The sequence below is a fragment of the Mangrovihabitans endophyticus genome (assembly GCF_014646155.1).
Lineage (GTDB): Bacteria > Actinomycetota > Actinomycetes > Mycobacteriales > Micromonosporaceae > Actinoplanes > Actinoplanes endophyticus.
On record NZ_BMMX01000029.1, the window covers coordinates 19933 to 44294 of the forward strand.

Below are 24362 nucleotides of genomic sequence, written 5' to 3' on the forward strand. Positions count from 1 at the left end.
GGAATATGGCGAGGCGCGTTTTCCCAAACACCGCACGTCATGCTCCGCCGCCACGGAACGGAAGTGCATTGTCCACACAGGGTGACTCGTCGGCGCCGCTGCGCGTCGGCGGCTGGATACCACCACAGGACCCGGCATCCCCGGAGTCCAGCCTGCCACCGGAGGCGCCGACCGCCGGTGCCGCCGACACGGTCGTGCTGCACCTCCCTGCGCCCGCCGACACGCCGACCACCTCCGGCCCGCGCCGGCCGGTCCTCACCGCGTGCGCGGCGCTCGGCGTGCTGATCATCACCGGGATCGCCGCGTACACGTTGGGCCGTCCCGGCGGCATCGGCACGCCCCGCTTCATGGCTCAGCCGCCGGCCAGCACCGCGCCCGCCGCGACACCCGCCACGACGGCACCCGCGTCCGCCCACGCCGCCGAGCCGCTGCCCTCGCTGACCCAGGTCGCCGCCCGGGAAACCAGCACACCGGCCGCCGCCGCGTCACCGTCCGCCGGGGCCCGCAGCAAGCCGGCGACCAGCAAGAAACCCGCCGCCTCGGCGACCCCGACCACGCAGGCACCGCACCGCGGCCCGCTGCCGGTCGGCTCCTCGGCCGGGCTGGAACCCTCCGGCATGCCCGGTTATCGCCTCCGGCACCGCAACCACCGCGGCCGGGTGGACCGGATCACCACGCGCAGTTCCGCACTGGACCGCGCGGACTCCACCTTCGCCGTGCGCGCCGGGCTGGCCGACGACAGTTGCGTCTCGCTGGAATCCACCAACTACCCGGGCCAGTTCCTGCGCCACCGAAACTCCCGCCTGTGGCTGGACCGCCGCGACGGGTCGGCGCTCTACGCGGCGGACGCCACCTTCTGCCCGGTCGAGGGGCGGCTCGGCGACTCCGTGTTGCTGCGGTCGAAGAACTACCCGGACAGGTACCTGGCGGTGCGGCACGGCCAGGTGAGTCTCAGCCGGCACGCGACGCCGTTCACCGTACGTCCGGCGCTCTGACCCGTACGGCCCGTGCCGCCCGTGCCGCCCGTGCCGCCCGTGCCGCCCGTGCCGCCCGTGCCGCCCGTGCCGCCCGTGCCGCCCGTGCCGTGCCCCGCGTACCCGATCCGGGCACAGCCGGCCGCATCTTCAGCGGCGAGGTCGGGTACGCGCCGACGATCTTGGACTTTGTGGTCGGATATGTACGATCTAGACCCCTAAATCGCCCACCCAAAGTTCAAGATCGGCGTGGCCGTGGCCGTGGCCGTGGCCGTGGCCGTGGCCGTGGCCGTGGCGGTGGCGGGGCAGGGCAGGGCAGGGCAGGGCGGGGTCAGGTGGCGTCCGTGACGGTGCCTGTCACCGACCCCAGGTCCTGGATCTCCCGCCCCGAGCCGTGCAGGTCCAGACGGATCTGCTCGGCCGGTTCCGGCAGGTTGTCGGTGATCGTCGGAATCGTCATCTCGCCGGTCAGGGTGCCCGGCTCGATCACCGTCCACGGCGCCAGGAACAGGGTGGACAGCGGGCGGCTCGGCTCCGGAAACTCGTACGCCACGTCGAACAACCAGTCCGGGTCCACGTCCGTCGTGGACAGTTCCGGGCCGTCCGGTGCGACCACGTAGCCCGTCGCGTACATCTCGATGTCCGCCGGTGCCGACAGGGTGAACCGCCACCGCAGCGTGCCGCCCTCGGCGACGGTGTCCGCGACCGGTTCCACGGTGAAGCTCGGCGCCGGGTCGTCGTCGCGGATGTCCGCCTCGCCGATGAAGTCGCCGACCTGCAACCCGCGGATCGCCTTGAGGCCGATGGCGTACACCTGGTCGCGACCGAAACGAGTGTTGCCCTGCACGGTGATCGGCACCGGGATGCGGTGCTGGCCGGGGCGCACGGTGGCCACCCAGGAGCGGGATTCGAGGGTGAGGCCGTCGACGACGAACACCCGGACCTGGCCGCCGCCGCGCCCGGTCACCCGCACCGGCACGGTCACGGTGTGCGCGCCGTCGTCGCCCTCGTCCACGGCGATGCTGCCGACGTCGAGGCGCGGCAGCGCGGTCTGGTGCGGTGCCGGCATGCCGGCGTGCCAGCCCCACGCGTCGACAAGCCAGGCCGATCCCTGCGCACTGCGGGGGATCAGGCGAAGCCGGGCGACCGAGGTGAGGCCGCGCAACGGCACCCGCACCTCCTGCGCCCAGTATCGCTGCACGAGCTCCGAGCCGGGCACGCCGTCGAGGCGCACCTCGCCGAGGTCGGCGCTGCGACCCCGGCGGTCGGTGGCGACCACGTCGAGCCGGGTGCCGGTGCTGCCGGGCGGCACGATGATGCGCATCGCCAGGGTTCCGGTGGCCTGCTGCGGACGGGCCGGGCGGATCACGGTGGACTGACCCGGCGCGGACCAGGTCATGGCGACGGCGTACCGGCCGGGCTCGTCGGGCAGGTCGCCGAACGGCACGAAGTGCGGCGACAGGCTGCTGTATTTCTCCGGCGGCAGGCAGGACCGGGCCGGATCCGGGTCGACCTGCTCGCAGAGCCGCCCGCCGCCGCTCACCCGCAGCGTGCGGTCGGGGATCACGGCCGGGGTGCGCGCGGCGCCGATCGCGTGGTTGAGCACCCGCGCGGGTCCGGCGGACGATGCCCGTACGCCGGAGCCGTCCAGCAACGGACGGACCCGGTCGTCGCCGGCCACGAACAGGCGTGCCGCCGCGGCGATGTAGACCGCGCCCACCCGTTGTTGCTGCGCCGGGGTCAGCCGGGTGGGCAGGCCGCCGGCGCACAGCGGGTCGTCGAGGTCGGTGGGAAAGTCGTCGAACGCGGGGGCCGCGGCCAGTCCGGGCGTCCATTCGGTGTTGAAGAAGTTGTGGTTGGCGCCCACCACGTAGAGCGCGCCGTGCAGGGCCTTGCCGCGGCTCACCCCGCGGGTGGCATCCAGATACATCTCGCCCTGCAGGTCGAAGACGTCGCCGTCGCAGCCGGGCAGGATGGTCGCGGTCGGCACGTCCGGCGCCGGGTTCTGGCCGAAGATGGTCGGGCCGATCATCAGCATGCCGCGGATCCGCCAGCGCACCGGGCCGGGGTAGCCGTCCTGCGCGTCGGGTGGCGGGTTCAGGCTGTCCATCGCGGCGCGGTTGACGCCCTCGCCGCCCCGGGAGTGTCCCATCAGGAACACCCGGGACAGGTCCGCGCGCGGCGCGGCGCGCACGATGGCCGGGGCCGCCGCCCGGCGCGTACCGGACCAGTCCGCCCACCGCGCGAGATGCCGGCGGATCAGCGACGACCGGGCTTGCGCGCCGCCGTCCTCGTCGAGGTAGTCCTGTGCGTTGATCCCGTTGGCCGAGATGGACACGGTCACGTAGCCCTGCGAGGCGAGCAGTTCCTGCGCCGGTCGGTATCCGCGGTAGCTGGGCACCGCGTGCGCACCCTCCGGGCATGGCCATTCGGCGCTGAAGTCCTCGTCGTTCACATAGCAGGTGAAGTGCCGGCCGTGCAGGAACAACGCCAACGGCCGGCGGCCGTGTGCGCCCCGCGGGGCGACGACCAGCGCCTGCATCTCGACGAGCTCCGGATAGCCGGGCAGGGTGATGCCGGGCAGCGTGTATTCGCCGGCCACGGTGGCGTACCGGCCCGGTTTCCCGGGGTCGACCGAGTGCGCCGGCCGTTGCGGCGGGAAGTGCGGCGCCGGGCCGCGGTGCAGCGCTCGCGGGGCGTTCTGGTCGAGCCGTCGCCCGGCGGCACGGACCTGCAGGTCGGTCAGCGGCTCGGTGCCGTCCCGCGGCAGGGTGTAGGTGCGCTGGTCGACGGTGTGGGCGCGGCCGAGCAGGCGGTCGCCGGCCCAGAACTCGACCGCGGCGTCCCCGGTCGGCACGGGCTGGGCGGCCTGCCAGGTCAGCGCGTCGGCGGTGACCCGCCACTGCCGGCCGGGCGGGTCGGAGGGCGCGGCGGCGGCCGGACCGGCCACGCTCAGACAGCCGGCGACGAGGCCGAAGACCAGGGCCACGGCAGGGACGACTCTGCGCATCGTGCATACCCCCATCGACGAGTCGAATCCCTGTCTGTCTAGTCGACGGGTGCAAATGTCTCGATGATCACCTCATGTGTTGGTCACGCGGGGTCATGCCGTGCGGCGAGCGCGTCCAGGTCGCGTTCGGCGTACAGCCGGTGCTCCCACTCCTCGTTCAGCACCGTCAGCAGGACCTCGCGCATCGGGTAACGGCGCGGCCGGGGCCAGCCGGGACCCGCCACCGGCTCGGTGCCGCCGTCCAGCGCCCGCTCGGTGAGACCGTCGACGAGCTCCCGTACGCTCGACATCCGGTCCTGCCGCAGTGTCAGCACCTCGTCCAGGGACGGCCGCACGACCCGGTCCCGCGGCACGCCCGGCGTGTCCGGCATCTCGTCCCACGGCAGGTCCAGCGGGTGCCACGGCGCGGGGTCGCCGTTGATCGTCACGTTCAGGAGTTCCCCGGTGATGTCGACGTTGCCGAGTTCCACCCCGCGCATCACGACATGCTGCAGATCCACGCCGCGAAGCTGGGCGCCGCTCAGGTCGACGGCCCGCAACCGAGCGCCGCTGAGATCGACGTCGTCGAAGCTCGCGCCGGTCATGGTCACGCGTCGGAAAACCGAGCCGGTGAGGTCGTCATCGACGAAGTCCGCCATGACCTGACGATAGCCGGGCCGGACGGGGACGCTGGCTCTCCGCCGGGATCAAGTCCCCTCCGCCGGGATCAAGTCGGCCAGCAGGTCCGTCACCCGTGCCCTGATCTCGTCGCGAATCGGCCGCACCGCCGCGACGTCCTTGCCCGCCGGGTCGTCCAGCTTCCAATCCTCGTACCGCTTGCCGGGGAAGATCGGGCACGCGTCGCCGCAGCCCATGGTGACGATGACGTCGGACTCCTCGGCGGTCTTCCAGAGCAGCTTGGCCGGCGTCCGGCCGGTGATGTCGATGCCGACCTCGCGCATGGCCTCGACCGCCGCGGGGTTGATCTGGTCGGCGGGTTCCGAGCCGGCGGACCGCACCTCGACCGCATCGCCGGCCAGGTGGCGCAGCCAGCCGGCGGCCATCTGGGACCGACCGGCGTTGTGCACGCAAACGAAGAGGACGCTGGGTCTGCCGTTCATGATCGACTCCTGGGTGGTGCGGCGTTATCGGTGGGCGCGCTCTTCTCGGTGGATTCGACAGGCACGGCGGTGTGGGGCTCGGCCGGGTGGGCGACGACCACCGCGTCCGCCGCCGAACCGGCATCCGGATACAGCGCGAGCACCAGCGCCGTCGCGACGATCAGCCCGGCGAGCTGGGCGACGATGAATCCCGGTACGGAGGAGGGCGCGATGCCGGCGAAGGTGTCGGTGACCGCGCGGCCCACAGTGACCGCCGGGTTGGCGAAGCTGGTGCTGCTGGTGAACCAATAGGCGGCGCCGATGTAGGCGCCGACGGCGGCCGGTGCCACGGCGGCGCGTCCGGACCGGGCCAGGGCGAAGACCAGCGCCACCAGTCCGGCGGTGGCGACGACCTCACCGAGCCACAGATGCCCGGCGGCGCGCTCGGTGTGCGACAAGGTCACCGGATCGAGGTCGAACATGAGGTTTGCGAGCACCGATCCGGCGAGCGCGCCGACCGTCTGGGCGGTGACGTAGCCGGCCAGGTCGGCACCGGACAGTCCGGTGCCGGCACGCCGGCCGAGTAGCCAGTCGGCGGCCGACACCACCGGGTTGAGGTGCGCTCCGGAGACCGGGCCGAAGATCAGGATGAGGGCGGCCAGCGCGAACGCGGTGGCCACCGAGTTCTCCAGCAACTGCACCCCGACGTCGCCGGGGGACAGACGACTGGCCATGATGCCGGAGCCGACGACGGCGGTGACGAGCAGCCCGGTGCCGGTGAACTCGGCCAGCAGGCGCCGCCACAGTGGTGCTAGACGCATCATGATCAGTGGACCGTGGCCGAGGTGGCGTCCTCGGCCGCCTGCAGGAACTCCGCGAGGCGGTGCAGCGCCTCCGGGCGGGGACGGTAATAGACCCAGCTCGCGCGGCGTTCGGCTTCGACCAGCCCCGCCTCACGCAAGGTGCGGAGATGGTGCGAAATGGTCGGCCCGGACAGGTCGAAGGCGGGCGTAAGGTCGCAGACGCAGATCTCACCGCCGGGCGCGCCCGCGATCATTGACAGCAGCCGCAGCCGGACCGGGTCGCCCAATGCACGGAACGCCCCTGCCAGCGCGAACGTCGTCTCCGCTGCCGGGGGCGTACCGGACGGGCGTTCGTGCACTGCTGGCCCTTCCAGGGTGGTTGGCCCATCCGGGCTGATTGACCCATCCGGGCTTGTTGGCCCATCGTGAGCTGCTGGTTTAGACACTAGTCTAGGTTGACACAATTCGAAGCCGCATGCCAGCGGCGCCACGATCGGTGGAGGGACAAGGCCATGAGCGGGGTGACGATCCGAGCGATGACGCCGTCCGACGCCGACGCGGTGCTCGCCGTCTATCAGGAAGGGTTGGACGGTGGCCACGCCAGCTTCGAGCAGGCCGCGCCGACCTGGGCCGACTTCGACGCGGGCAAGCTCCCGGGCCACCGCCTGGTGGCCGCCGACGAGCACGACGAGGTGCTCGGATGGGTCGCGGTCGCCCCGGTCTCCCGCCGTTTGGTGTACGCCGGAGTGGTCGAACATTCCGTCTATGTGGCCGAGCGGGCGCAGGGTCGGGGCGTCGGCCGTGCCCTGCTCGGCGCGCTCGTCGCGTCCACCGAAGCGGCCGGCGTCTGGACCATCCAGTCCGCCATCTTTCCGGAGAACACCGCCAGCCTCGCCCTGCACCGCCGATGCGGCTTCCGCACGGTGGGGGTGCGCGAACGGGTCGGCCGGCACGCGGCGCAGGGTGATCGGTGGCGCGACACCATCCTGGTGGAGCGTCGCAGCCCGATGGTGGTCTGAACGGCCCCGCCGCGCTCAGGCCAGGACCGAGCGGGTCAGCGTGCTGCCGTCCGAGGTGACGACGGCGCAGGTGACCCCGCGGTCGTCCGGCCACGAATCCTCCATCGGATAGACATAGAGGAAGTCCAGGCGGAGGCCGACGTCGTCCACGTCGGTGTCGAAGGCGTCATCGCACATCTGCTTGGCCCGTTCCTGCACGGCCCCCGCGCCCGGCCACGACGGGCTGTACGCCAGTCGGCTCACCAGGTAGACCTCCGCCTCGTGCGTGGAGCTGCACGACACGATCGACAGCTCCTGCAGGGCGGCGGTCTCGTCGAGGCCGTTGACGCAGTCGCCGCGCTTCAAGTCCTCGACGTAGACGGTGTCTCGCTGCGGTGCCTCGCTGGGCGTGCCGTCGTTCGTCATGCTCTCGCCCGCAGCGGTGAGCGCCGCCACCGCGACGATCACCACGGTGGCGGTGACCCAGCAACCCGACGCGACCAGACCGCCGATCGCGAGCCCCCGGCCGGCCTGCGGGCGCTTGCGGATCTGTCCGAGTGCGACGACGCCGAAGACGACGCTGAGCAGCACGCCACCGAGGATACCCAGGATCAGCGAGGCGATGGCGAAGCCGTTGGTGCCGGCAGCGGGCGGCGGAGGATAGGCGTGCGGCCCGCCCGGCGGCATGTAGCCCCCGGGTGGGAAGGCCGCCCCGGGCGGCAGGGGTGGGAAGGCAGCCCCGGGCGGCGGGGGTGGGAAGGCTGTCCCGGGCGGCAGGGGTGGTGTCCCGGGCGGCAGGTAGCCCCCGGGCGGGAGGGGTGCGCCGGGGTAAGCCGGATGGCGCGTGGCGTCGAGGGATTCCTGCTCTGGAGTGGCTGCCGGACCGTTCACGCGGGGGACCCTAACAACGTGAAGATCATTTCGTGATCCCGATCGATCTCGAAACGGTATCGACCGTGGCAAGTGGACCGTCGCACCCGGCCGACGCCCGGATGCGCCGGCGAATTCCACGATCGCGCCGCAGAGGAGCGCTGCGGGCGAAGGTGTTGGGGGTGGTGGTCAGTGGGGGTGCAGGCGCACCGGCAAGGTCTGCACGGCGCGCAACAGCAGGCCGGGGCGCCAGGTCAGTTGATCCGGCGTGGTGTCCAGATGCAACTGCGGCACCCGGTCCAGCAGCTTGGTGAACGCGATCTGCGCCTCCAGCCGCGCCAGCGGCGCGCCCAGGCAGTAGTGGATGCCGTGACCGAACGCCAGGTGCGGGTTCTGCCGGCGGTCCAGGCGCAGTTCCGCCGCGTCCGGGAAGCGCTCGTCGTCACGGTTGGCCGACAACAGCAGTGCCAGCACCGTCTCGCCGGCCGGAATGACATGGCCGCCGATCTCCACCGGCTCGGTGGCGATCCGGGAAGTGGCGGTCTCCACCGGTCCCTCGTACCGCAGGAATTCCTCGATCGCGGTCGGCAGCAACTGCGGCTCGGCGCGCAACCGTTCCCACCGCTCGCGCTGGGAAAGCAAGAGGTAGGTGCCGTTGCCGATCAGGTTGACGGTGGTTTCGTGCCCGGCGATGAGCAGCAGGAAGACCATCGAGGACAGCTCGTCCTCGGTGAGCCGGTCCTCGTTGTCGCGCACCGCGATCAAACCGGAGAGCAGGTCGTCGCCGCCGTGCTCGCGCCGGGTGGCGATCAGCTTGTGGATGTAGGAGACCATCGCCTGCATCGCGCCGGGAATCTGTTGCCGGTGCGCGCCGCCGACGATGACGTTCGACCAGGCACGGAATTCGTCCCGGTCGTCGGCCGGCACGCCGAGCAGCTCGCAGATGACCTGAATCGGCAACGGGAAGGCGAACGTGTCGATCAGGTCGACCCGGTCCCGGCCCGCCATGGCGTCCAGCAGGTCGTCCGCTATCCGCTCGATGCGCGGGCGCAACGCCTCGATGCGCCGTGCGGTGAAGGCCGCGGACACCAGGCGGCGCAGGCGGGTGTGGTCCGGTGGATCGGCGGAGAGCATGTGATGGGACACCGCGGAGCGGACGCGGTCCGGGATGCCGTTGCCGGCGGGCCCGCGCGCGGCCTTGGACAGGCGGGGGTCGGCCAGCGCGCGGCGGGCGTCCTCATATCGGGTGACCAGCCAGGCGTACGCGCCGTTGCCCAATGGCACGCGCCGGACCGGGCCTTCGCGGCGCCATTGTGCGTACGCCGGATGCGGGTCGGCCTGGAAAGCGGGATCGGTGAGGTCGTCCCGGACATCCTGCGTCATGGCGTCCCCTTCGGTGTCGTCGGTCCGCATTGACGACGATACGCGGCCCGTCGGGGTGTCAGAGAGCGCGTGCTGGGTATGAACGGGTGCCGTCATCACAGCGAGAGACGGGAGGGAACCCTCATGGCAGTCACCGCCAACCTGGACAAGGTTCTTACCAAGGCGTACGAGTCCACGCCGCCCGACGAACTGGTCAAGGCCCCGGTCGCGGCGCTGTCCGGCGTCTCCGAGGCGGACGCCGAGCACCTTCAGCAGGCGTTCAACATCAAGACGATCGGTGATCTGGCCGGCAACAAGTACTTCCGCGCCGCCAGTGCGATCGCCGATCTGGCCCGCATTTCCGGCTGATACGCCGCCCCACGTCGGGGCCCGGCCGAGCACGCTCGGCCGGGCCCCGACGTGCATCCGCGACGGTTCAGGCCGACGGGGTGGGACTGGGCGGCGCGCTCGGGCCGCCACCCGGGAAGCCGCCGTCCTGCCCGTCGTGAGTGGCCGCCGGGTCGACGCTCATCGTGATGGTCGCCGTCACGCCGCGTGTCACGTGCCGCGGGTCGTACCGCAGGGACAGCAGGCCACCGGTGCTGCCGCTGCCGTCGTACAGCATGTCCTCGTCCAGCTCGGTGCGCTGCGTGGTGTTCTCCCGGTACGGGTCTGCCTCGGCGACCTTCGTGATGAGGCGTTCGTCGAAGTAGAACTGGCCGGTGTGGCAGGTGTGGCCGCCGGTGTAGCCGTCCGGCGTGACCGTGCCGTCGGTGTGCACCTTGGTGTGGATGTGCACGGTGCGGCCCACGTACCAGCCGGGGACCACGCTGGCGAACGTGACGAATCCGGCCCGGTCGGTGATCTGGATGCCGCGCAGATAGGTCAGATCATCGGTGGGCGTCGCGTGGCCGCCGGGGTTGCCGCCGCCGGGCGGCGGGCCGGACGGCGGCGTGGACGGGTCACCGCTGGGCGGTGGCATGCCACCGCCGCCGGATCCGGTCGCGGTGTATCCGGAGTAGACGCCGAGCGCGTCGCAGTGCCAGATCTCCACGCCCGCGTTGCACAGCGGCCGGCAGGTGGACGCGTCGATGACGCGCAGGCGCAGCCGCAACGGAATGCCGGTGCGATCCTCGACCACGTTGCTGCGCATCAGCATGTAGTCGAGGTAGTACGGCCCCTCGATCGACTCGCTGGACAGGGCGCACGCGCCCGCCGCCTCGGCGGCGCTGACGGGCGCACCGGCTGTCTGCGCGAACGCGGCGCGACCGCCCACGACGGCGAGGCCGGCCGCGGCGGCACCCGCGCCGCCGAGGGAGAGCAGCCGCCGGCGGCTGATGAGCCGGGAGACGTCGGCGTTGTCCGCCTCGTCATGCATATCGATGGATGTCATGTCCGGGACTTCATCGAGTTCCGCTGTGGGTGATCTAGGCAGAACCTATGAGTCGGCTGAGCGCCCCGATCCACTCGTTGTCGCCCGGCGGAGGAACGTCACCGCGCCAGGCGTAGCCGAGCGGGGTGGTGGGTATGTCACCTTTCGACAAGCCGAAGCGCGCACCGACGAGTGGAGGGAGCTGATGATGACCGACACGCGCGTGCGGTCGGCGCAGCAGGCGTCGACCGGCGAGTTGGTCAGCCACCTGTCCGAGGAGGTTTCCGCGCTGGTGCGCGGCGAGCTGGCACTGGCCAAGGCCGAACTGACCGAGAAGGGCAAGCGGGCCGGGGTCGGCGCGGGCCTGTTCGGGACCGCGGGCGTGCTCGCCATGTACGGCGTGGGCGCGCTGCTGGTGACCGTCGGCGCGGCGCTCGCTCTGGTATGGCCGGCATGGCTGGCCGCCCTGGTGGTGACCGCGGTGGTGTTCGCGGTCGCGGCCGTGGTGGCGCTGATCGGCAAGCGGCAGGTGAACAGGGCGACGCCGCCGACGCCCACGGAGGCCATGGACAGCAGCAAGAGGGACGTCGACGCGGTGAAGGCCGCCGCCCACACTGGGAGGAACGCATGAGCACCGACATGGCGGCCGGTCCGCAGACCGCGACCCCGACCGATCCGCAGGAACTGCGCGCCGAGATCGCCCGGACCCGTGCCGAGCTCGGCGAGACCGTGGCGGCGCTGGCCGACAAGACCGACGTCAAGTCGCGCGCCCAGCGGTCCGCCGCGCGGGCGGGCGCCCGGATGAAGCAGCGCGCCGAGGTCGCTCGACTGCAGGCGGGCGCGCTCGCGGCGGGCCTCGCGGACCGGGCCCGGGTCGCTTCGGGTACCGCCCGCCACCAGTTCACCGACGGTAGCCCCGCCGAAATCGCCCGCCGCCCGATCCCGGTGGCGACCGTCGCGGCCGTGGTGTCCGCGGCTGCCGTGGTGGCGCTGCTGATCCGCCGCCACGGACGCTGAGCCCGCCACGGACGCTGAGCCCGCCACGGCACGACCCCTAGCCGAAGGGATTCGTGAGAGACTACTCTCGAAACATGTCTCTCACGAATCCCTTCGGCGACGTGCAGGTCACCGACCCGAAGGCGATGCGAGCCCTCGCCCACCCCACCCGGCTGGCCATCCTCAGCCACCTGCAACGCCGTGGCCCCGCGACGGCGACCATGCTCTCCCCGCACGTCGGGGCCACGCCGTCGGTGGTTAGCTGGCACCTGCGCCACCTGGCCGGATTCGGCTTGGTGGTGGACGCCGACCCGGACGAGGTGCCGGGCGACCGGCGACAGCGCTGGTGGACGGCGGTGGCCCGGGGATTCTCCGTCGAGGCCGGCGCCGATCCGGACTCCCAGGCCGCCGCGCGGGCGCTCGGCGACCAGTTGATGGCCACCGCCCAGCAGCAGGTCAACCAGTGGATGGCGGAGGTCGCGCCGGAGCTTCCACCGCAGTGGCAGCGCCACGCCGTCATCAGCAACACCCAGGTGCCACTCACCGTCGAGGAGCTCACCCGCCTGCAGGGCGCCATCGACGAGCTGATCGCGCCGTACGTGCATCGCGCCGAGGCCGACGCCCCGCCGGATGCCCGTGCCGTCCGCATCCTCCGTCACTACCTGCCGGGCCGGTGAACGCCGATTCGCACGGCGCACCGCTGTGGCGCAGCCCCTCCTTCCGCAAGCTCTGGGCGGGCCAGACGCTGTCCCAGTTCGGCGACCGGATCAGCGAGCTCGCGCTGCCTCTGATCGCCGTGGTCACGTTGGCCGCCACCCCGACCCAGGTGGGCGTGCTCACCGCGGCCGTGTGGGCGCCGAACCTGCTCTCCCTGTTCGTCGGGTCGTGGACCGACCGGCAGACGTACCGCAGACGCCTGCTGATCGCCGCCGACCTGACGCGCGCCGCCGTGCTGGTCAGCCTCCCGATCGCGCACTGGCTGGGCGTGGTGACTTTCCCCCAGCTCATCGCGGTCGCGCTGCTCGCCGGCGGGGGCCAGGTGCTGTTCGGCTGCGCGTACGCGTCGTTCTTCACCAGCCTCGTCGACCGCGACCGGTACGTCGAAGCGAACAGCAGACTGAGCCTGAGCCGCTCGGCGTCCTTCGTGGCCGGACCCGCGCTCGGCGGTGTGCTGATCCAGACGCTCACCGCACCCGTCGCCGTCCTCGCCGACGCCGTCTCGTTCCTCGGATCCGCGTTGCTCATCGGCCGCATCCCGGCCGCGCCGGTGCCCGCGTCCCCGGGCACCCACCTGCTCGCCGACGCCCGCGCCGGGCTGCGATACGTGCTGACACACCCGCACCTGCGAGCCGGGCTCGGTTGCGTGACAACGGTCAACTTCTTCGGGTTCGTCGCGCAGGCGCTGCTGGTGCTCTTCGCCGTCCGTACGCTCGGATTGCCCGCCAGCCGGATCGGCTTCGCCCTCGGCGTCGGCGCCTGCGGCGGGCTGGTCGGCGCCATGCTCGCGCCCCGGTTGTCGCGCCGTTTCGGCATCGGCCGGGTGGCGTTCGCCGGCGCCGTGCTGTTTCCCGCACCCACCGCCGTGGTCGCCTTCGCCGACGGTCCGCATTGGCTGACCGCGCTGATCCTGGCCGGCGCCGAAGGGCTGTCGTCCCTCGGGGTGATGCTGATGGACATCAACCTCAACGCGGTGCTTTTCGCGGTCACCGACGATCGGGTCCGCAGCCGTGTCACCGGCACCTTCGGCACCATCAACTACGGCGCGCGTCCGCTCGGCGCGCTCGTCGGCGGGCTGCTGGGCGGCGCCATCGGACTGCGGCCGACGCTCCTGACGGCGGCGATCGGCGGCACCCTCGGCTGCCTGTGGTTGCTGCCGTCACCCATCCCGCGGATGCGCACCCTCGATCAGGTCACGGCCGTCCCACAGCGGCACCGTCCGGACCGCGGACGGCGGCTGACGGCGGGCCCGGGACGGGCGGAAATGGCTCGCGCCGGTCGGTGGGTGCCGGGCAGACTCCGAGTCCGGCGAACGCCGATGAACCCGGCGGATCGCACACGCGCACGGCGGAAACGTGCACGGCGGAGAGGAGCGGACGATGCAGCGGATCAACGAGCGGCTGATGAACTGGGCGAGCATTCTGGAACCGTCCACATTGGCCCAAGCCGAGGCCGCCTCCCGACTGCCGTTCGTGTTCCCGCACATCGCGCTGATGCCGGACGCCCATCTGGGCAAGGGCGCGACGGTCGGTTCGGTCATTCCCACGCTGGGCGCGATCATCCCGGCCGCGGTGGGCGTGGACATCGGCTGCGGAATGGCGGCGGTCCGCACCCAGTACCACCGCGACGAGCTCGGGCCGGGACTGTCGTCGCTGCGTACGGCGATCGAGAAGGTCGTGCCGCTGTCGGCGGGGGCCTACAACGAGAGCCTGACCGACTCGGCGGCGCGGCGGGTCGAGGAGCTGACCGGGAAGGCGGAGAAGGCCGGGTTCGAGCCGGGCCGGTACGCGAAAAGCTGGGAGCGGCAACTGGGCTCACTGGGATCGGGCAACCATTTCATCGAAGTGAGCGCCGATGAGACCGGCGCGGTGTGGCTGTTCCTGCACTCCGGCTCGCGTGGCGTGGGCAACAAGATCGCGGCGCGCCACATCCGGGTGGCGCAGGAAGCGATGCGGCGCTGGTGGATCAGCCTGCCGGATCCGGACCTGGCGTACCTGGTCGAGGGCACCGAGGAGTTCTGGGCGTACATCCGTGAGCTGCGCTGGGCACAGGACTTCGCGTTGGCCAACCGGGACGAGATGATGGACCGGGTGGTGGCGTGCTTCGCCGAGTTCGTCGGCGGGCCGGTGCGGGAGCTGGAGCGGGTGCAGTGCCACCACAACTACACCGAGCGCGAGGAGCACTTCGGCAAGGAGGTGTGGTTGTCGCGCAAGGGGGCGATCAACGCGGCGCCGGGCGTACCGGGACTGATCCCCGGATCGATGGGTGACGCGTCGTACGTGGTGGTCGGCAAGGGTGACCGGCTGGCGCTGCATTCCTCGCCGCACGGCGCGGGGCGCAACTACTCGCGGTCGAAGGCCCGCAAGACCTTCACCCGCGAGCAGCTACGCGAGGCGATGCGGGGCATCGAGTTCCGGGACACCGACGCGTTCCTGGACGAGATCCCGCAGGCGTACAAGCCGATCGACGTGGTGATGCGGGACGCCGCGGATCTGGTGGAGGTGCGGCACACGCTGCGCCAGATCGTCAACGTCAAGGGCGACTGACCGGCGCGGGCCCGGCCACCCGGTGGGGGTGGCCGGGCCCGCTGCGGTGCACCGTCAGCCGCCGCCCAGGCTGACCTCACCCTGGTTGAGCACCCGAGGCAGGAAGTACGCGTTCTGGATCTCGGCGTTGGTGTTGTTCCCGCGCAGTTGCTCCGACCAGATCATGAAGTACGTCCACCGGGGCTGGCTGTTGAACAGGGCGGCGGTGGGCACCTTGCCCATCTCCGCGATGGCCATCGGCTTGTTGCCGGCGATCGACTGGATCTGCTGGTAGTCGCCGGACGACGGGTAACTCTTGTACCACGCGTCCAGCGACACCACGTCGACGTAGTTGTTGCCGGGGTAGTAGTTGGCCCAGCCGCCGGCCGGGTTGTCCTGCACGTTCCACACCCAGATGAGGTTGTCGAGCCCCTGGCTGTCGAAGTAGTCGCGCATCTGCTGATAGATCTTGGCGCCGCCGTTCACGCCGGGGCGTCCACCCCACCAGTTCCAGGTTTCGTTCATCTCGTGGAACGGGCGCCACAGCACCGGCACCCCGGCGTCCTTGAGCTGGCGGAGGTATGGCACCACCTCGGCCATCCGGCTGCGCCACGTCTGGTTGAGCGCGGTGCCGCCGGTGACGACGTCGAGAAACTGGGCGTTGGAGATCTGCGTCTTGACGCCGCCCTCGAACTCGCAGGTGCGCCCCACGGTGGGGGAGCACGCGTGCCAGGTGAGGGTGACCAGCGAGCCGTTGGCCCACTCGGTCTTGGCCTGGTCGATGACCCGCTGCCGGTTGTTCACGTCGTCGGCGCGGAACATCATGTCGCCGCCCCACAGGCCGGGCCACTGTCCGGTGACGTCGTGCACCTGCCGGGTGTACTGGCCGGGCTGGGTGGCGGGTTCCTTGTTGTGCTGTCCGGAGACGGTGTACGACCCGCCGATGGACCGCAGGTAGTTGATGACTGTCGATTTTCCGGTGGCGGCGAACGCCTCGGCGGTGCCGGCGGTGCGCACCATGGTGACGGGCAGCAACACGGCGGCGGCCACACCGACGGCGGCGATGACCCGCGATCGGGTCGATCTCATGGGGATCCTCCTCGGGGGTGGGGGAGGACGATTTAAGCATAGATTACTAATCTAAGAAATAGGCTCCATAAGTACGGAGAGTAGTAGTCGTGTGGCGTTTGATCAGCTTGCGGCTGCGTCAGATCCGGCGGAAACCTTCGCCGTGCTGCTCCGCGCCATGATCGACGCGTGCGGGGCCTGGTAAACCCGTGGGCCGCGGCGCGCCATCGCCTCCAGCATCGCCTCCGCCGCCAACTCGCCGATCTGCTCCACGTCATGGCTCATCGCCGACAACGGCGGCACCGCAAGTTGGCACAGCGCCGAGTCGTCCCACGCCACGATGGACATGTCCCGCGGCACGTGCAGACCCCGCTCCTCGATCGCGTGCAGGCCGCCCAGCGCCATCAGATCGTTGTCGAACACGATCGCCGTCAACCCCGCGACGCCGTCCGGCCCCGCGACGCCGTCCGGCCCCGCGGCGAGCAACTCCCCCGCGGCATCCGCGCCCGCCTGCCACGAATAGTCGCCCTCCGCGGTGCGCAGGGTCAGCCCGCGCGCCGCCGCCTCGGTCTGGAAACCGCGACGGCGCAACTGAGTGTGCGCGAACGCCATCGGGCCGGCGACGTGTCCCACCGTGCGATGGCCCAGGTCCGCCAGGAAGCCGACGGCGGCCCTGGCGAAGCCGGCATCGTCCGTCCACACCGTGGACAATCCGGGCGCGGTCGACGGATCGCCGATGACCACGGCGGGCAGGTCCAACTCGGCGACCAGCGTCACCCGGTCATCGTCCGGGGCCAGGTCGACCAGGATCACCCCGGCGACACGGGACCGCTGCTGCCAGCGCGCATAGGTGGCCCGCTCCGCCGCGCGGTCGGTCACCACCTTCACCAGCACCGAGATCCCGGCGGGGGCCAGCACGCGTTCCAGGCCCTCGAGGAACTCGTGGTAATACGGCTCCTCACCGAGCACCTGCGAGGCACGAGCCAGCACGAGCCCGACGCGCCGAAGTGCGTACGTCACGTCCACCCCTCACCCGTACCCGTGCACGGTACGGTATCGCCTGGACAGGCACCCTGCGGCTGCCGAGCCACCATCGCATCGGAGACGACACTCGCATGGCACGTCGGGAAACGGCCGCCGGAGGGCCGGGCAGCCGCGCGCTGGTGGTGGACGTCATCCGTTCGGCGGGCGCGGTCAGCCGGGTCGAGCTCACCGACATCACCGGGCTGACCCAACCGACCATCTCCAACATCGTCCGCGACCTGCTCGCCGAGGGCATCGTCCGGGAGACCGGGTCCAGCGCGTCCGCGCGCGGCAAACCGCGCACCCTGCTCGCGATCAACCCCACGTTCCGGTACGGCGTGGGCTTCCACCTCGGCGCGGACACCATGACCTGCGTCGCGATCGATCTGACCGGTGGCGTGGTGGGCCGCGAGGTGGTGTCCCGCGCGCCGGACGACCAACTCGCCGAGCGGCTCGCGGCGCAGTACGACGAGTTCGTGGCGGGCCTCGATCTGCCGCGCGGGCGGGTCGACGGGCTGGCGGTGGTGGCGCCGACTCCGCCGCCCGGAAGTTCCGCGGAAGCCGCCGGTGCCGGGTCGTGGCTCGGCCGGGCGCGCGGCGAGCTGCGCGACCGGATCGGCAAGCCGGTCATCGTGGAGAACGACGCCGCAGCCGCCGCGCTCGGCGAGTTCTGGAGCCGGCGGATCTCCCGCGAGCAGGCCTTCGGCTGCATCTATGTGTCCACCGGCATCGGCGCCGGCTTCGTCTTCAACGGTGCGCTGTTGCGCGGCGCCGGCTCCGATGCCGGCGAGCTGGGGCATGTGTCCATCCGGCACGACGGCCGGCCCTGCCCGTGCGGCAACCGGGGATGCGTGGAACGGTACGCGTCGATGGTGGCCACCGTGGACGCCGCCCGGGACCGGGGCGAGCTGGGCCGGCGGTTGAACCTGCGCGGCGCCACGTCCGTCTCGCACGCGTACGACCTGGTGGCGCGTGCCGCGGTGCGGGGTGACGACGCCGCGCTGCAGGTGGTCGACCAGGCCGCGCGCTATCTGGCGGTGGCCGCGACGTCCGTGGTGAACCTGCTCGACCTGGGCCGGCTGGTGCTGACCGGGCCGGGCGTGGCGCTGGCCGGTTCAGTCTACGCGCGACGTGTCCGTGCGCACCTGGACGAGACCGCACACGCCCGCCGGCGACACGGGGTCCGGGTGGAGCTGTCCGCGCAGCCCCGCGACGCGGCCAGCATCGGCGCGGCGGCTCTGGTCGTGCAGGCCGCGGTGGCCCCCGGCCACAGCCCCGACCCGATGCGCTGAGCGTCCCGGCGCGGGACTCGTCCGGGGCGCATTGACAACCTCCTCATCCATCGCAGACGATGTGAAGCCCGCAAGGGTGATCCACAGAGTTCAGTGCTTGATGCGATGCACGGGGGATGTTGAATATGGGATTTGTTCTGTCCGGATTGGGCAGGGCCGGTGTTGTCGTGGCCGCAGGCGTCGCCGTCGTGGCCGCAGGTTCCACCGTCGCCCGAGCCTCGGGAGGTCCGGCCGCGCCGGACTCCCTGGACTTCGTGGCCAGGATCGAGATCGGTGTTCCAGGCACGGCGGACGCCCGCGCGTGCACGGGCGTGCTCGTCCGGCCGCGCGTCCTGGTGACCGCGCGGGAGTGCGTGGTCTCGGCCGATCACCCCGATCCCGCGGCGGGCTCCGCCCTGCGGATCACCGCCACGTTCGCCGGCGGCGACCCGCTGCGGGTCGTCGACGTCCACCCCGACCTGACCGACGACCTCTCCGCCGTCGTTCTCGCGCGCCCCGCGACCGTCGAACCGGTCCCGTTGGGCGCCGCCGCGCAGGCCGGCGAGACGCTGACGGCGGCCGGATTCGGCCGCACCGCGCACGAGTGGGTGCCGGATCAACCGCACGCCGTCTCGTTCGACGTGAGCGCCGCGGCGGCCGGCCGGGTGGACCTGGCCCTGGACGAGTCGTCCGACGCCGGGCTGTGCAGGGGCGATGCCGGCGCTCCGCTGCTGCGCGAGTCGGCGGACGGCCCGGAGCTCGTCGCCGTCGCCACCGCGGCATACCAGCGGGGTTGCTTCGGCGAGACCGACACCGACGGCGACGCGATCGCCGCGCCTGGCGTGGCGCTGGCCTCGCTGCCCTCGGCGACCACCGACCCGTTCGACCAGTTGACGTTGAGCCCGACCGACAGCGGCACCGCCCCGGCGGAGGACGCCCAGTTCGGGGCGGCGGTGGCCGCCGCCGACTTCAATAAGGACGGCTACGCGGACGTCGCGATCGGCAGCCCGCGGGGACGGACCGGTTCGTCCGGCGACGTGCCCTCCGGCACGGTGACCGTCTTCGCCGGTGGCGCCAACGGGCCCGCGACGGGCAAGCGCCTGGTGCAGACCATGTTCAACGCCTCGGACGAGGCCGGTGACCGGTTCGGTGCCGCGCTGGCGACCGGCGACTTCAACAAAGACGGCTATATGGACCTCGCCGTCGGCACTCCGGACGAGGAGATCGGCACCATCAAGGCCGGTGCGATCGCGATCTTCTTCGGATCCGCCAGCGGGCTCGGTTCGCCCAAGGGCATCGACCAGAACGACATCGGCCGCACCGACCTGGCCGGTGACCGGTTCGGCGCCTCGCTGGCCGCGGGCGACTTCAACGGTGACGGCATCACCGACCTGGCCGTGGGCGCACCCGGAAAGGTGATCGGTGGCCGGCGCAGCGGTGAGGTGACGGTGCTCAAGGGTTCCACCTCGGGCCTGAAGCTGGGATGGATCGTCGACCAGAGCGCCACCAACGGCGCCAACGAGGAGGGTGACCTGTTCGGCGAGTCGCTGGCGGCGGGCAACGTCCTCGGCGCGAAGACCGGCACCGTCTACTCCGACCTGGTGATCGGGGTGCCCGGCGAGGCGCCCGGCAGCAACCCGCGCAGCGGCATGGTCTACGTGGTTCCCGGTTCCGCCAACGGCCCCACCAGCGGGGCGATCGGCATCACCCAGTCCAACTCCGGCACCGGCGCCAACGAGGACGGCGACCAGGTCGGCGCCGCGGTGGCGACCGCCGACTTCAACTCCGACGGCTGGGCCGACGTGGCCATCGGTGTGCCGGGGGAGAGCCCGCGATCGGACCCGCGTGCGGGGTCGCTGACCGTCGTCTCCGGTGGTTCGAGCGCGGTCAGCACGGGCTTCTACCTGGAAGAAGTGAGCGTCCCCGGCGGTGACAACCAGGAGGGCGACCGGTTCGGCAGCGTCTTCGGCACCGGCGACTTCACCGGCGACGGCTATGCCGACCTGCTGGTCGGCGCCCCCGGGCGGACCGGCGACGCCGGGCGGGTCTACTCCTTCGTGGGTGGGCCGGTCAGCGCGAGCCGCCCGAATTCGCTGACGCCGGCCGGGATCATCCGGCAGCAGGACGTCTTCGGCACCGACGAGCCGGGCGACCTCTTCGGCGCCGCGCTCGCCCTGGGTGACCTCAACAAGGACGGCAAGGCGGACGCGGTGGTGGGCAGCCCCGGCGAGGGCGCACCGAGTGAGCCGGACGCCGGCATGGTGACCACGCTGTCGCGCCTGACGGGCACTCCGTGACCCGTCCGACCTCGACGATCGGCCGTTTGCTCGCGCTCGGCAGCCTGCTCACCCTGGTGGGCTGCCAGAGCGCGGCACCGGCGACGAAGCCGGCCGCAGCGGCGGAGCAGTTCTGCGCGCCGCTGCCCGACGTCATCGCGCATCGCGGCGGCACCGAGAAGTCGATGGAGAACACGGTCGGCGCCTTCACCGCGGCCGGCGAGGCGGGAGTCACGCTCTGGGAGCTCGACGTGCACTTCGACGTGCACGGCGTGCCGGTGGTGTTGCACGACGACACGGTCGACCGGGTCAGCCCGATGAGCGGCGACATCTCCACGTTGGACGTCAGCAAGGGCATTCCGACCGATGACGGCCAGCACATCCCCACCCTGGACGAGGTCTATCGGGTCGCCGAGCGCTTCGACGCACACGTGCTGACCGAGATCAAGGTGGTGCCGACCGAGGCGCAGTGGGCGGCGGTGGCGGACGACATCGACCGCACCATCGGCCGTCCGGGAGTGACCCTGATGTCGTTCGACCGCTCGATCGTGCGGACCGCGGAGGAGGAGTTCCCGGACACCAGCACCGGCCTCATCCACGGTGCGGGCTATCTCAGCCCGGAGCAGATCCACCAGTACGGCGATGTCTTCTCGCAGTCCCAGACGTCGATCAGCGCGAGCCGGGCCCGTCAATGGCACGACGGAGACGTCGACGTGTACGCCTGGACGGTCGACAAGGAAGCCGACTGGCAGCGGCTGTCGGCGTGGCCGGTGGCCGGGTTCATCACCAACAAGCCGATCGCCTACACCGAGTGGGCCGAGAAACAGTGCTGACGGGCGGGGCGCCGCACCTTGCCCGGTCTTGTTCCGCGACGGCTTCCGTGGGGTACTGACACCCGGGGGTGGTGTCATGACAGACGCACGTGTGGTGTCGACGTCCACCGGCCGGGTGCGCGGCACGGTGACCGATGGTGTGGCCCGTTTCCTGGGCATTCCCTATGCCCAGGCACCGTTCGGGGAGAACCGGCTGCGGCCACCGCAGCCGGTTCGGCCGTGGACCGGTGAGCGGGACGCCACGGCATACGGCCCGACCGTGCCCAAGGGCAATTACCCGGCGTACGTCCGGCACCTGTTGCACGAGGTCGACATTCCGGGTGAGGAATGTCTGAACCTCAATGTCTGGGCGCCCGCGGACGGCGACGCTCAGCCGGTCATGGTGTGGATTCACGGAGGGTCGTTCACCAACGGCTCGGGATCGGTCGCCGAGTACGACGGCAGCGGGTTCGCGGCCGACGGCATCGTCACCGTCACGATCAACTATCGGCTCGGCGCGGAGGGCTTCCTCGCGGTCACCGGCGGCACCCCGAACCTGGGCCTGCTGGACATGATCGCCGCACTGCGGTGGGTGCGCTCGGAGATCGCCGCCTTCGGCGGGGACCCGGCACGGGTCACGGTGGCCGGTGAATCGGCGGGGGCCATGGCCATCGCCACGCTGCTGGCCGCGCCGGCCGCAACCGGGCTGTTCACGGCCGCCGTTCTGCAGAGCGGTGCCGGGGCGAACGCGCTCAGCCCGGCAGCGGCCGACCTGGTGGCCCGGCGGGTCGCCGACCACCTCGGCGTCCCGGCGACCCGCGACGCGATCGCCGGGGTGCCGCCGCAGCGGCTGGTCCAGGCCACGTCGGCGATCTCCGCGCAGGTGATCGCGGGACGCCGCGCCGAGTGGGGAGAGCTCGCGTTGAAGCGACTGCCGTTCGCACCGGTGGTCGACGGCGAGGTGCTGCCCCGGCCGCCGGAGGAAGCGCTTGCCGCGGGCGCCTCCGCGGAGGTTCCGCTGCTGCTGTCCACCACCCGCGACGAGTACCGGTTGTTCGTGGTGCCGAGTGGCCTGATCGAGACCATCGACGACACCACTCTCGCCGCCGTGGCGAACTCCCTGGGCCTGTCGGCGGAGGGCGTCGAGGTGTACCGGGCGAACCGGCCCGGAGCCCCGGCCGGTGACGTGTTGACCGACATTCAGACCGACTACCGCTTCTGGATGCCGGCGGTGCGGCTGGCCCAGGCGCGCCCGGCGGGTGCGGCGCCGACGTGGATCGCCCGTTTCGACGCTCTGGACCGGGCCGACAACGACGGGCTGGGCTCGTGCCATGCCGCCGAGGTGCCGTTCGTGTTCGGCACCACCGGGCTGACCGAGAAGAGCCGCCTGGTGGGGTCGCATCCGTCCGCCAAGGTCACCGAGACGGTGCACGGCGCCTGGGTGCGGTTCCTCCGCGACCGTGATCCGGGCTGGCCCGCGGCCGACGGCACCGCACGCCCGACCGCATTGCTCGGTGCGGGCATCGAGGTGGTGCCGGATCCGCAGCCCGCGGAACGCGACGCATGGAAACCCGCGGAACGCGGCGCATGGAAATAGGCCAAGGCGCCTTTCGCGCCACCCGACGTCCGGGCCCCGTATCCGCCCGGCCGTAGCTGGTGGTTGCCGCCGTGGGTCTGGTGTCCACCCGGCCGTAGCCGGTGGCTGCCACCGTCTGTTCGGCCGTGGCGGAGGGCTGTCATGCCGGGCTCATGACCTCCACGAGCGACGGCCGGACGAGCCGTGACAGCCACGGGCGACGGCTGGACCTCACCACGGCCGCCCGCACACCCCCGCCACCTGCCGGCCGAGCCGTCGCCCCCGTCACCGCCCCACCATCTGACTGACAAAACGGGCACGAGGGTTCGTGTGAAGCCCCACTCCCGCCGATCTTGCGAGTCACGCGTCCGATCCGCCATGCCATGCCTGATTCGCCACGCCATGCCTGACTTGTCACCAATCCAGTCCAGGATCGACCCCGATGGGCGTCGACAGCCCGCCGATCTTGGAATTTGTGGTCCGACAAGTCGGGCATGCCGTGGCGGATCGGACACACTAAGTCCAAGATCGCCGGGGGTGCCGGGGGTGCCGGGGGTGCCGGGGGTGCCGGGGGTGCCGGGGGTGCCGGGGGTGCCGGGGGTGCGGGGGTCCGGGGTTAGTTGTAGGAGATGATTTTGTCGATGAGGCCGCCGCCCGGGAAGTCCAGCATCAGCATGCCGGTGCGCACCACCGGGGTGTGCACCTCCGGCCCCTCGTTCAGGTAGGTCAGCAGGAACGGGTCCACCCCCTGCACCCCGTACGCGCCGCCCGCGACCTGCTGTGGCTGGGCGAACAGGCTGGAGCCGCTGCCGAAGTTCACATACATCCTGGTGCGGTCCCCGGCGCTGGTGGCGTCCAGGAACCGGCGCACCTGGTCGCGTTTCGTGGCGATGGCACCCACGTTGGGCACGGTGTACTCGTCCTGCACGTAGGCCGAGGAGCCGTCGTGCCAGTCGGCGAACTGGGCCAGGCCGTAATGCTCGATCGGGCCGCCGTGCGTTCCGTGCAGCACGGCGAGCACCGCCGTGCCGCGGACCGCGCCGAGGGTGGGCGTCGCCGCTGCCGCGGCGCGGTGCACCGACGGCCCCCAGAACAGGCCCGGCCGTCGGGTGACGTACGCATCGACGATGTCCGGAAAGCTCTGCTGTCCCGTCGCGTCGGTGCACGAGCCGAGCTCGCCGGTGCATTCCTGCTTGAGTCTCATCAGGACGGTCTCGCCGGAGTGCGCGTGCAGGAAGTCGCCCAACGCGGTCAGCACGTCGTCGAAGTTGGCGTTCTGATAGGTCGCGCCGTGATGCACGGTGAGGGTGTTGCCCGCGTTGACGCGCAACCGGATGTCGACCATCCGGATGCCGGCGCGTAGTTGCGCGGTGAGCGTGCCGCCGCTGTCGCCGAAGTCCTCCTGCGTCTGGGTGAGGGAACCGCCGTGCACGGACATGCTCTCGTGGGTGCCGGGCAGGGACAACGCGGCCAGGCTGGTGGCGTCGGGGAGGCGGCGCATCCAGTCGGGGTTGTTCGCGGTGCCGAGGCTGCGATAGGAGGCGTCGGCGGCGAGCGCCCGGCCGGGCGACAGGAGGAGAAGGAGGGCGAGGACACAGGCGCCGGATGCGGCGGCGGCACGCTTCATGGG

22 protein-coding genes and 1 pseudogene are annotated in these 24362 nt (G+C 71.6%); 12 read left to right on the forward strand and 11 right to left on the reverse strand.

What is annotated here, in order from left to right; genetic code table 11:
* Positions 1-68 precede the first annotated feature (68 nt).
* Entirely contained in the window at positions 69-995 is a 927-nt protein-coding gene (locus tag IEY73_RS24065; RefSeq protein WP_189081580.1) for an AbfB domain-containing protein, read from the forward strand.
* A gap of 310 nt (positions 996-1305) precedes the next feature.
* On the opposite strand, the gene IEY73_RS24070 is transcribed toward IEY73_RS24065, so the two are convergent.
* The 5 genes from IEY73_RS24070 to IEY73_RS24090 all read right to left on the reverse strand — a co-directional run bounded on the left by IEY73_RS24070 (position 1306) and on the right by IEY73_RS24090 (position 6225).
* A complete protein-coding gene (locus tag IEY73_RS24070) occupies positions 1306-3984 on the reverse strand; it encodes a hypothetical protein (protein ID WP_189081581.1) in 2679 nt (892 codons plus the stop codon).
* 83 nt (positions 3985-4067) lie between these two features.
* Positions 4068-4622: a pentapeptide repeat-containing protein gene (locus IEY73_RS24075; RefSeq protein ID WP_189081582.1), complete on the reverse strand. Its 555-nt coding sequence runs from the start codon at positions 4620-4622 to the stop codon at positions 4068-4070.
* A 48-nt stretch (positions 4623-4670) separates the two neighbouring features.
* Positions 4671-5084 (reverse strand): arsenate reductase ArsC, encoded by a 414-nt coding sequence (locus IEY73_RS24080; RefSeq protein ID WP_189081583.1) that lies wholly within the window; start codon positions 5082-5084, stop codon positions 4671-4673.
* Entirely contained in the window at positions 5081-5884 is an 804-nt protein-coding gene (locus tag IEY73_RS24085; RefSeq protein ID WP_229716104.1) for an aquaporin, read from the reverse strand. The genes IEY73_RS24080 and IEY73_RS24085 overlap by 4 nt, the downstream gene beginning before the upstream one ends.
* A 5-nt stretch (positions 5885-5889) precedes the next feature.
* Complete coding sequence (locus IEY73_RS24090; RefSeq protein WP_229716105.1) at positions 5890-6225, reverse strand: ArsR/SmtB family transcription factor; 336 nt, start codon at positions 6223-6225, stop codon at positions 5890-5892.
* A gap of 153 nt (positions 6226-6378) precedes the next feature.
* Between IEY73_RS24090 and IEY73_RS24095 the strand changes: the two genes are divergently transcribed.
* Positions 6379-6885, forward strand: coding sequence for a GNAT family N-acetyltransferase (locus tag IEY73_RS24095; RefSeq protein WP_189081585.1), 507 nt, complete (start codon positions 6379-6381; stop codon positions 6883-6885).
* A gap of 15 nt (positions 6886-6900) precedes the next feature.
* On the opposite strand, the gene IEY73_RS24100 is transcribed toward IEY73_RS24095, so the two are convergent.
* Together IEY73_RS24100 and IEY73_RS24105 are read right to left on the reverse strand one after the other, a co-directional pair.
* Positions 6901-7551 carry a DUF4190 domain-containing protein gene (locus IEY73_RS24100; protein ID WP_189081586.1) on the reverse strand — a complete coding sequence of 217 codons (651 nt, stop codon included), beginning with the start codon at positions 7549-7551 and terminating at the stop codon, positions 6901-6903.
* Positions 7552-7923: 372 nt separating this feature from the next.
* A complete protein-coding gene (locus IEY73_RS24105) occupies positions 7924-9117 on the reverse strand; it encodes a cytochrome P450 family protein (RefSeq protein WP_189081587.1) in 1194 nt (397 codons plus the stop codon).
* A 123-nt stretch (positions 9118-9240) separates the two neighbouring features.
* Here IEY73_RS24105 and IEY73_RS24110 point away from each other — a divergent pair, with 123 nt between their 5' ends.
* On the forward strand, positions 9241-9465 hold the full coding sequence (locus IEY73_RS24110) for a hypothetical protein (protein ID WP_189081588.1): 225 nt from the start codon (positions 9241-9243) through the stop codon (positions 9463-9465).
* 67 nt (positions 9466-9532) lie between these two features.
* Here IEY73_RS24110 and IEY73_RS24115 read toward each other — a convergent pair whose 3' ends face one another.
* The gene (locus IEY73_RS24115) at positions 9533-10489 is read right to left on the reverse strand and encodes an intradiol ring-cleavage dioxygenase (RefSeq protein ID WP_189081589.1); all 957 of its coding nucleotides are present in this window, start codon (positions 10487-10489) and stop codon (positions 9533-9535) included.
* A gap of 187 nt (positions 10490-10676) precedes the next feature.
* On the opposite strand from IEY73_RS24115, the gene IEY73_RS24120 reads away from it, so the two are divergent.
* From IEY73_RS24120 to IEY73_RS24140, 5 genes and pseudogenes are all read left to right on the forward strand, one after another.
* On the forward strand, positions 10677-11099 hold the full coding sequence (locus tag IEY73_RS24120; RefSeq protein ID WP_189081590.1) for a phage holin family protein: 423 nt from the start codon (positions 10677-10679) through the stop codon (positions 11097-11099).
* Positions 11096-11485, forward strand: coding sequence for a DUF3618 domain-containing protein (locus tag IEY73_RS33740; protein WP_229716106.1), 390 nt, complete (start codon positions 11096-11098; stop codon positions 11483-11485). Before IEY73_RS24120 ends, IEY73_RS33740 begins: the two co-directional genes overlap by 4 nt.
* Positions 11486-11559: 74 nt before the next feature.
* Positions 11560-12141, forward strand: a complete 582-nt coding sequence (locus tag IEY73_RS24130) for a helix-turn-helix domain-containing protein (RefSeq protein WP_189081591.1) — start codon at positions 11560-11562, stop codon at positions 12139-12141.
* Positions 12138-13370 (forward strand): annotated as a pseudogene (locus IEY73_RS24135) (MFS transporter); the annotation flags it as partial. The gene IEY73_RS24130 and the pseudogene IEY73_RS24135, both read left to right, overlap by 4 nt.
* Before the next feature lie 304 nt (positions 13371-13674).
* Entirely contained in the window at positions 13675-14727 is a 1053-nt protein-coding gene (locus tag IEY73_RS24140; RefSeq protein WP_229716107.1) for an RtcB family protein, read from the forward strand.
* Between the two features lie 54 nt (positions 14728-14781).
* Here IEY73_RS24140 and IEY73_RS24145 read toward each other — a convergent pair whose 3' ends face one another.
* Together IEY73_RS24145 and IEY73_RS24150 are read right to left on the reverse strand one after the other, a co-directional pair.
* Positions 14782-15795: a glycoside hydrolase family 26 protein gene (locus IEY73_RS24145; RefSeq protein ID WP_189081593.1), complete on the reverse strand. Its 1014-nt coding sequence runs from the start codon at positions 15793-15795 to the stop codon at positions 14782-14784.
* 102 nt (positions 15796-15897) lie between these two features.
* Entirely contained in the window at positions 15898-16794 is an 897-nt protein-coding gene (locus IEY73_RS24150) for a LacI family DNA-binding transcriptional regulator (protein WP_189081594.1), read from the reverse strand.
* Between the two features lie 95 nt (positions 16795-16889).
* Here IEY73_RS24150 and IEY73_RS24155 point away from each other — a divergent pair, with 95 nt between their 5' ends.
* The 4 genes from IEY73_RS24155 (at position 16890) to IEY73_RS24170 (ending at position 22753) form a co-directional block, all read left to right on the forward strand.
* Entirely contained in the window at positions 16890-18089 is a 1200-nt protein-coding gene (locus tag IEY73_RS24155) for an ROK family transcriptional regulator (RefSeq protein WP_189081595.1), read from the forward strand.
* Between the two features lie 167 nt (positions 18090-18256).
* On the forward strand, positions 18257-20365 hold the full coding sequence (locus tag IEY73_RS24160; protein WP_189081596.1) for a trypsin-like serine protease: 2109 nt from the start codon (positions 18257-18259) through the stop codon (positions 20363-20365).
* The gene (locus IEY73_RS24165; protein ID WP_189081597.1) at positions 20362-21177 is read left to right on the forward strand and encodes a glycerophosphodiester phosphodiesterase; all 816 of its coding nucleotides are present in this window, start codon (positions 20362-20364) and stop codon (positions 21175-21177) included. The genes IEY73_RS24160 and IEY73_RS24165 overlap by 4 nt, the downstream gene beginning before the upstream one ends.
* A 76-nt stretch (positions 21178-21253) precedes the next feature.
* Complete coding sequence (locus IEY73_RS24170; RefSeq protein ID WP_189081598.1) at positions 21254-22753, forward strand: carboxylesterase/lipase family protein; 1500 nt, start codon at positions 21254-21256, stop codon at positions 22751-22753.
* Between the two features lie 595 nt (positions 22754-23348).
* Here the strand turns inward: IEY73_RS24170 and IEY73_RS24175 are convergent.
* A complete protein-coding gene (locus IEY73_RS24175) occupies positions 23349-24359 on the reverse strand; it encodes a phosphatidylinositol-specific phospholipase C (RefSeq protein WP_189081599.1) in 1011 nt (336 codons plus the stop codon).
* Positions 24360-24362: the final 3 nt, after the last annotated feature.

What these genes read in the sequence shown, in the direction of transcription:
- IEY73_RS24130 (WP_189081591.1), top strand. Translation starts at nt 11,560, where the DNA reads ATGTCTCTCACGAATCCCTTCGGCGACGTGCAGGTCACCGACCCGAAG.
- IEY73_RS24120 (WP_189081590.1), top strand. Translation starts at nt 10,677, where the DNA reads ATGACCGACACGCGCGTGCGGTCGGCGCAGCAGGCGTCGACCGGCGAG.
- IEY73_RS24085 (WP_229716104.1), bottom strand. Translation starts at nt 5,884, where the DNA reads ATGCGTCTAGCACCACTGTGGCGGCGCCTGCTGGCCGAGTTCACCGGC.
- IEY73_RS24140 (WP_229716107.1), top strand. Translation starts at nt 13,675, where the DNA reads ATGCCGGACGCCCATCTGGGCAAGGGCGCGACGGTCGGTTCGGTCATT.
- IEY73_RS24115 (WP_189081589.1), bottom strand. Translation starts at nt 10,489, where the DNA reads ATGACATCCATCGATATGCATGACGAGGCGGACAACGCCGACGTCTCC.
- IEY73_RS24110 (WP_189081588.1), top strand. Translation starts at nt 9,241, where the DNA reads ATGGCAGTCACCGCCAACCTGGACAAGGTTCTTACCAAGGCGTACGAG.
- IEY73_RS24095 (WP_189081585.1), top strand. Translation starts at nt 6,379, where the DNA reads ATGAGCGGGGTGACGATCCGAGCGATGACGCCGTCCGACGCCGACGCG.
- IEY73_RS24105 (WP_189081587.1), bottom strand. Translation starts at nt 9,117, where the DNA reads ATGACGCAGGATGTCCGGGACGACCTCACCGATCCCGCTTTCCAGGCC.
- IEY73_RS24170 (WP_189081598.1), top strand. Translation starts at nt 21,254, where the DNA reads ATGACAGACGCACGTGTGGTGTCGACGTCCACCGGCCGGGTGCGCGGC.
- IEY73_RS33740 (WP_229716106.1), top strand. Translation starts at nt 11,096, where the DNA reads ATGAGCACCGACATGGCGGCCGGTCCGCAGACCGCGACCCCGACCGAT.
- IEY73_RS24075 (WP_189081582.1), bottom strand. Translation starts at nt 4,622, where the DNA reads ATGGCGGACTTCGTCGATGACGACCTCACCGGCTCGGTTTTCCGACGC.
- IEY73_RS24155 (WP_189081595.1), top strand. Translation starts at nt 16,890, where the DNA reads ATGGCACGTCGGGAAACGGCCGCCGGAGGGCCGGGCAGCCGCGCGCTG.
- IEY73_RS24070 (WP_189081581.1), bottom strand. Translation starts at nt 3,984, where the DNA reads ATGCGCAGAGTCGTCCCTGCCGTGGCCCTGGTCTTCGGCCTCGTCGCC.
- IEY73_RS24145 (WP_189081593.1), bottom strand. Translation starts at nt 15,795, where the DNA reads ATGAGATCGACCCGATCGCGGGTCATCGCCGCCGTCGGTGTGGCCGCC.
- IEY73_RS24080 (WP_189081583.1), bottom strand. Translation starts at nt 5,084, where the DNA reads ATGAACGGCAGACCCAGCGTCCTCTTCGTTTGCGTGCACAACGCCGGT.
- IEY73_RS24100 (WP_189081586.1), bottom strand. Translation starts at nt 7,551, where the DNA reads ATGCCGCCGGGCGGGCCGCACGCCTATCCTCCGCCGCCCGCTGCCGGC.
- IEY73_RS24175 (WP_189081599.1), bottom strand. Translation starts at nt 24,359, where the DNA reads ATGAAGCGTGCCGCCGCCGCATCCGGCGCCTGTGTCCTCGCCCTCCTT.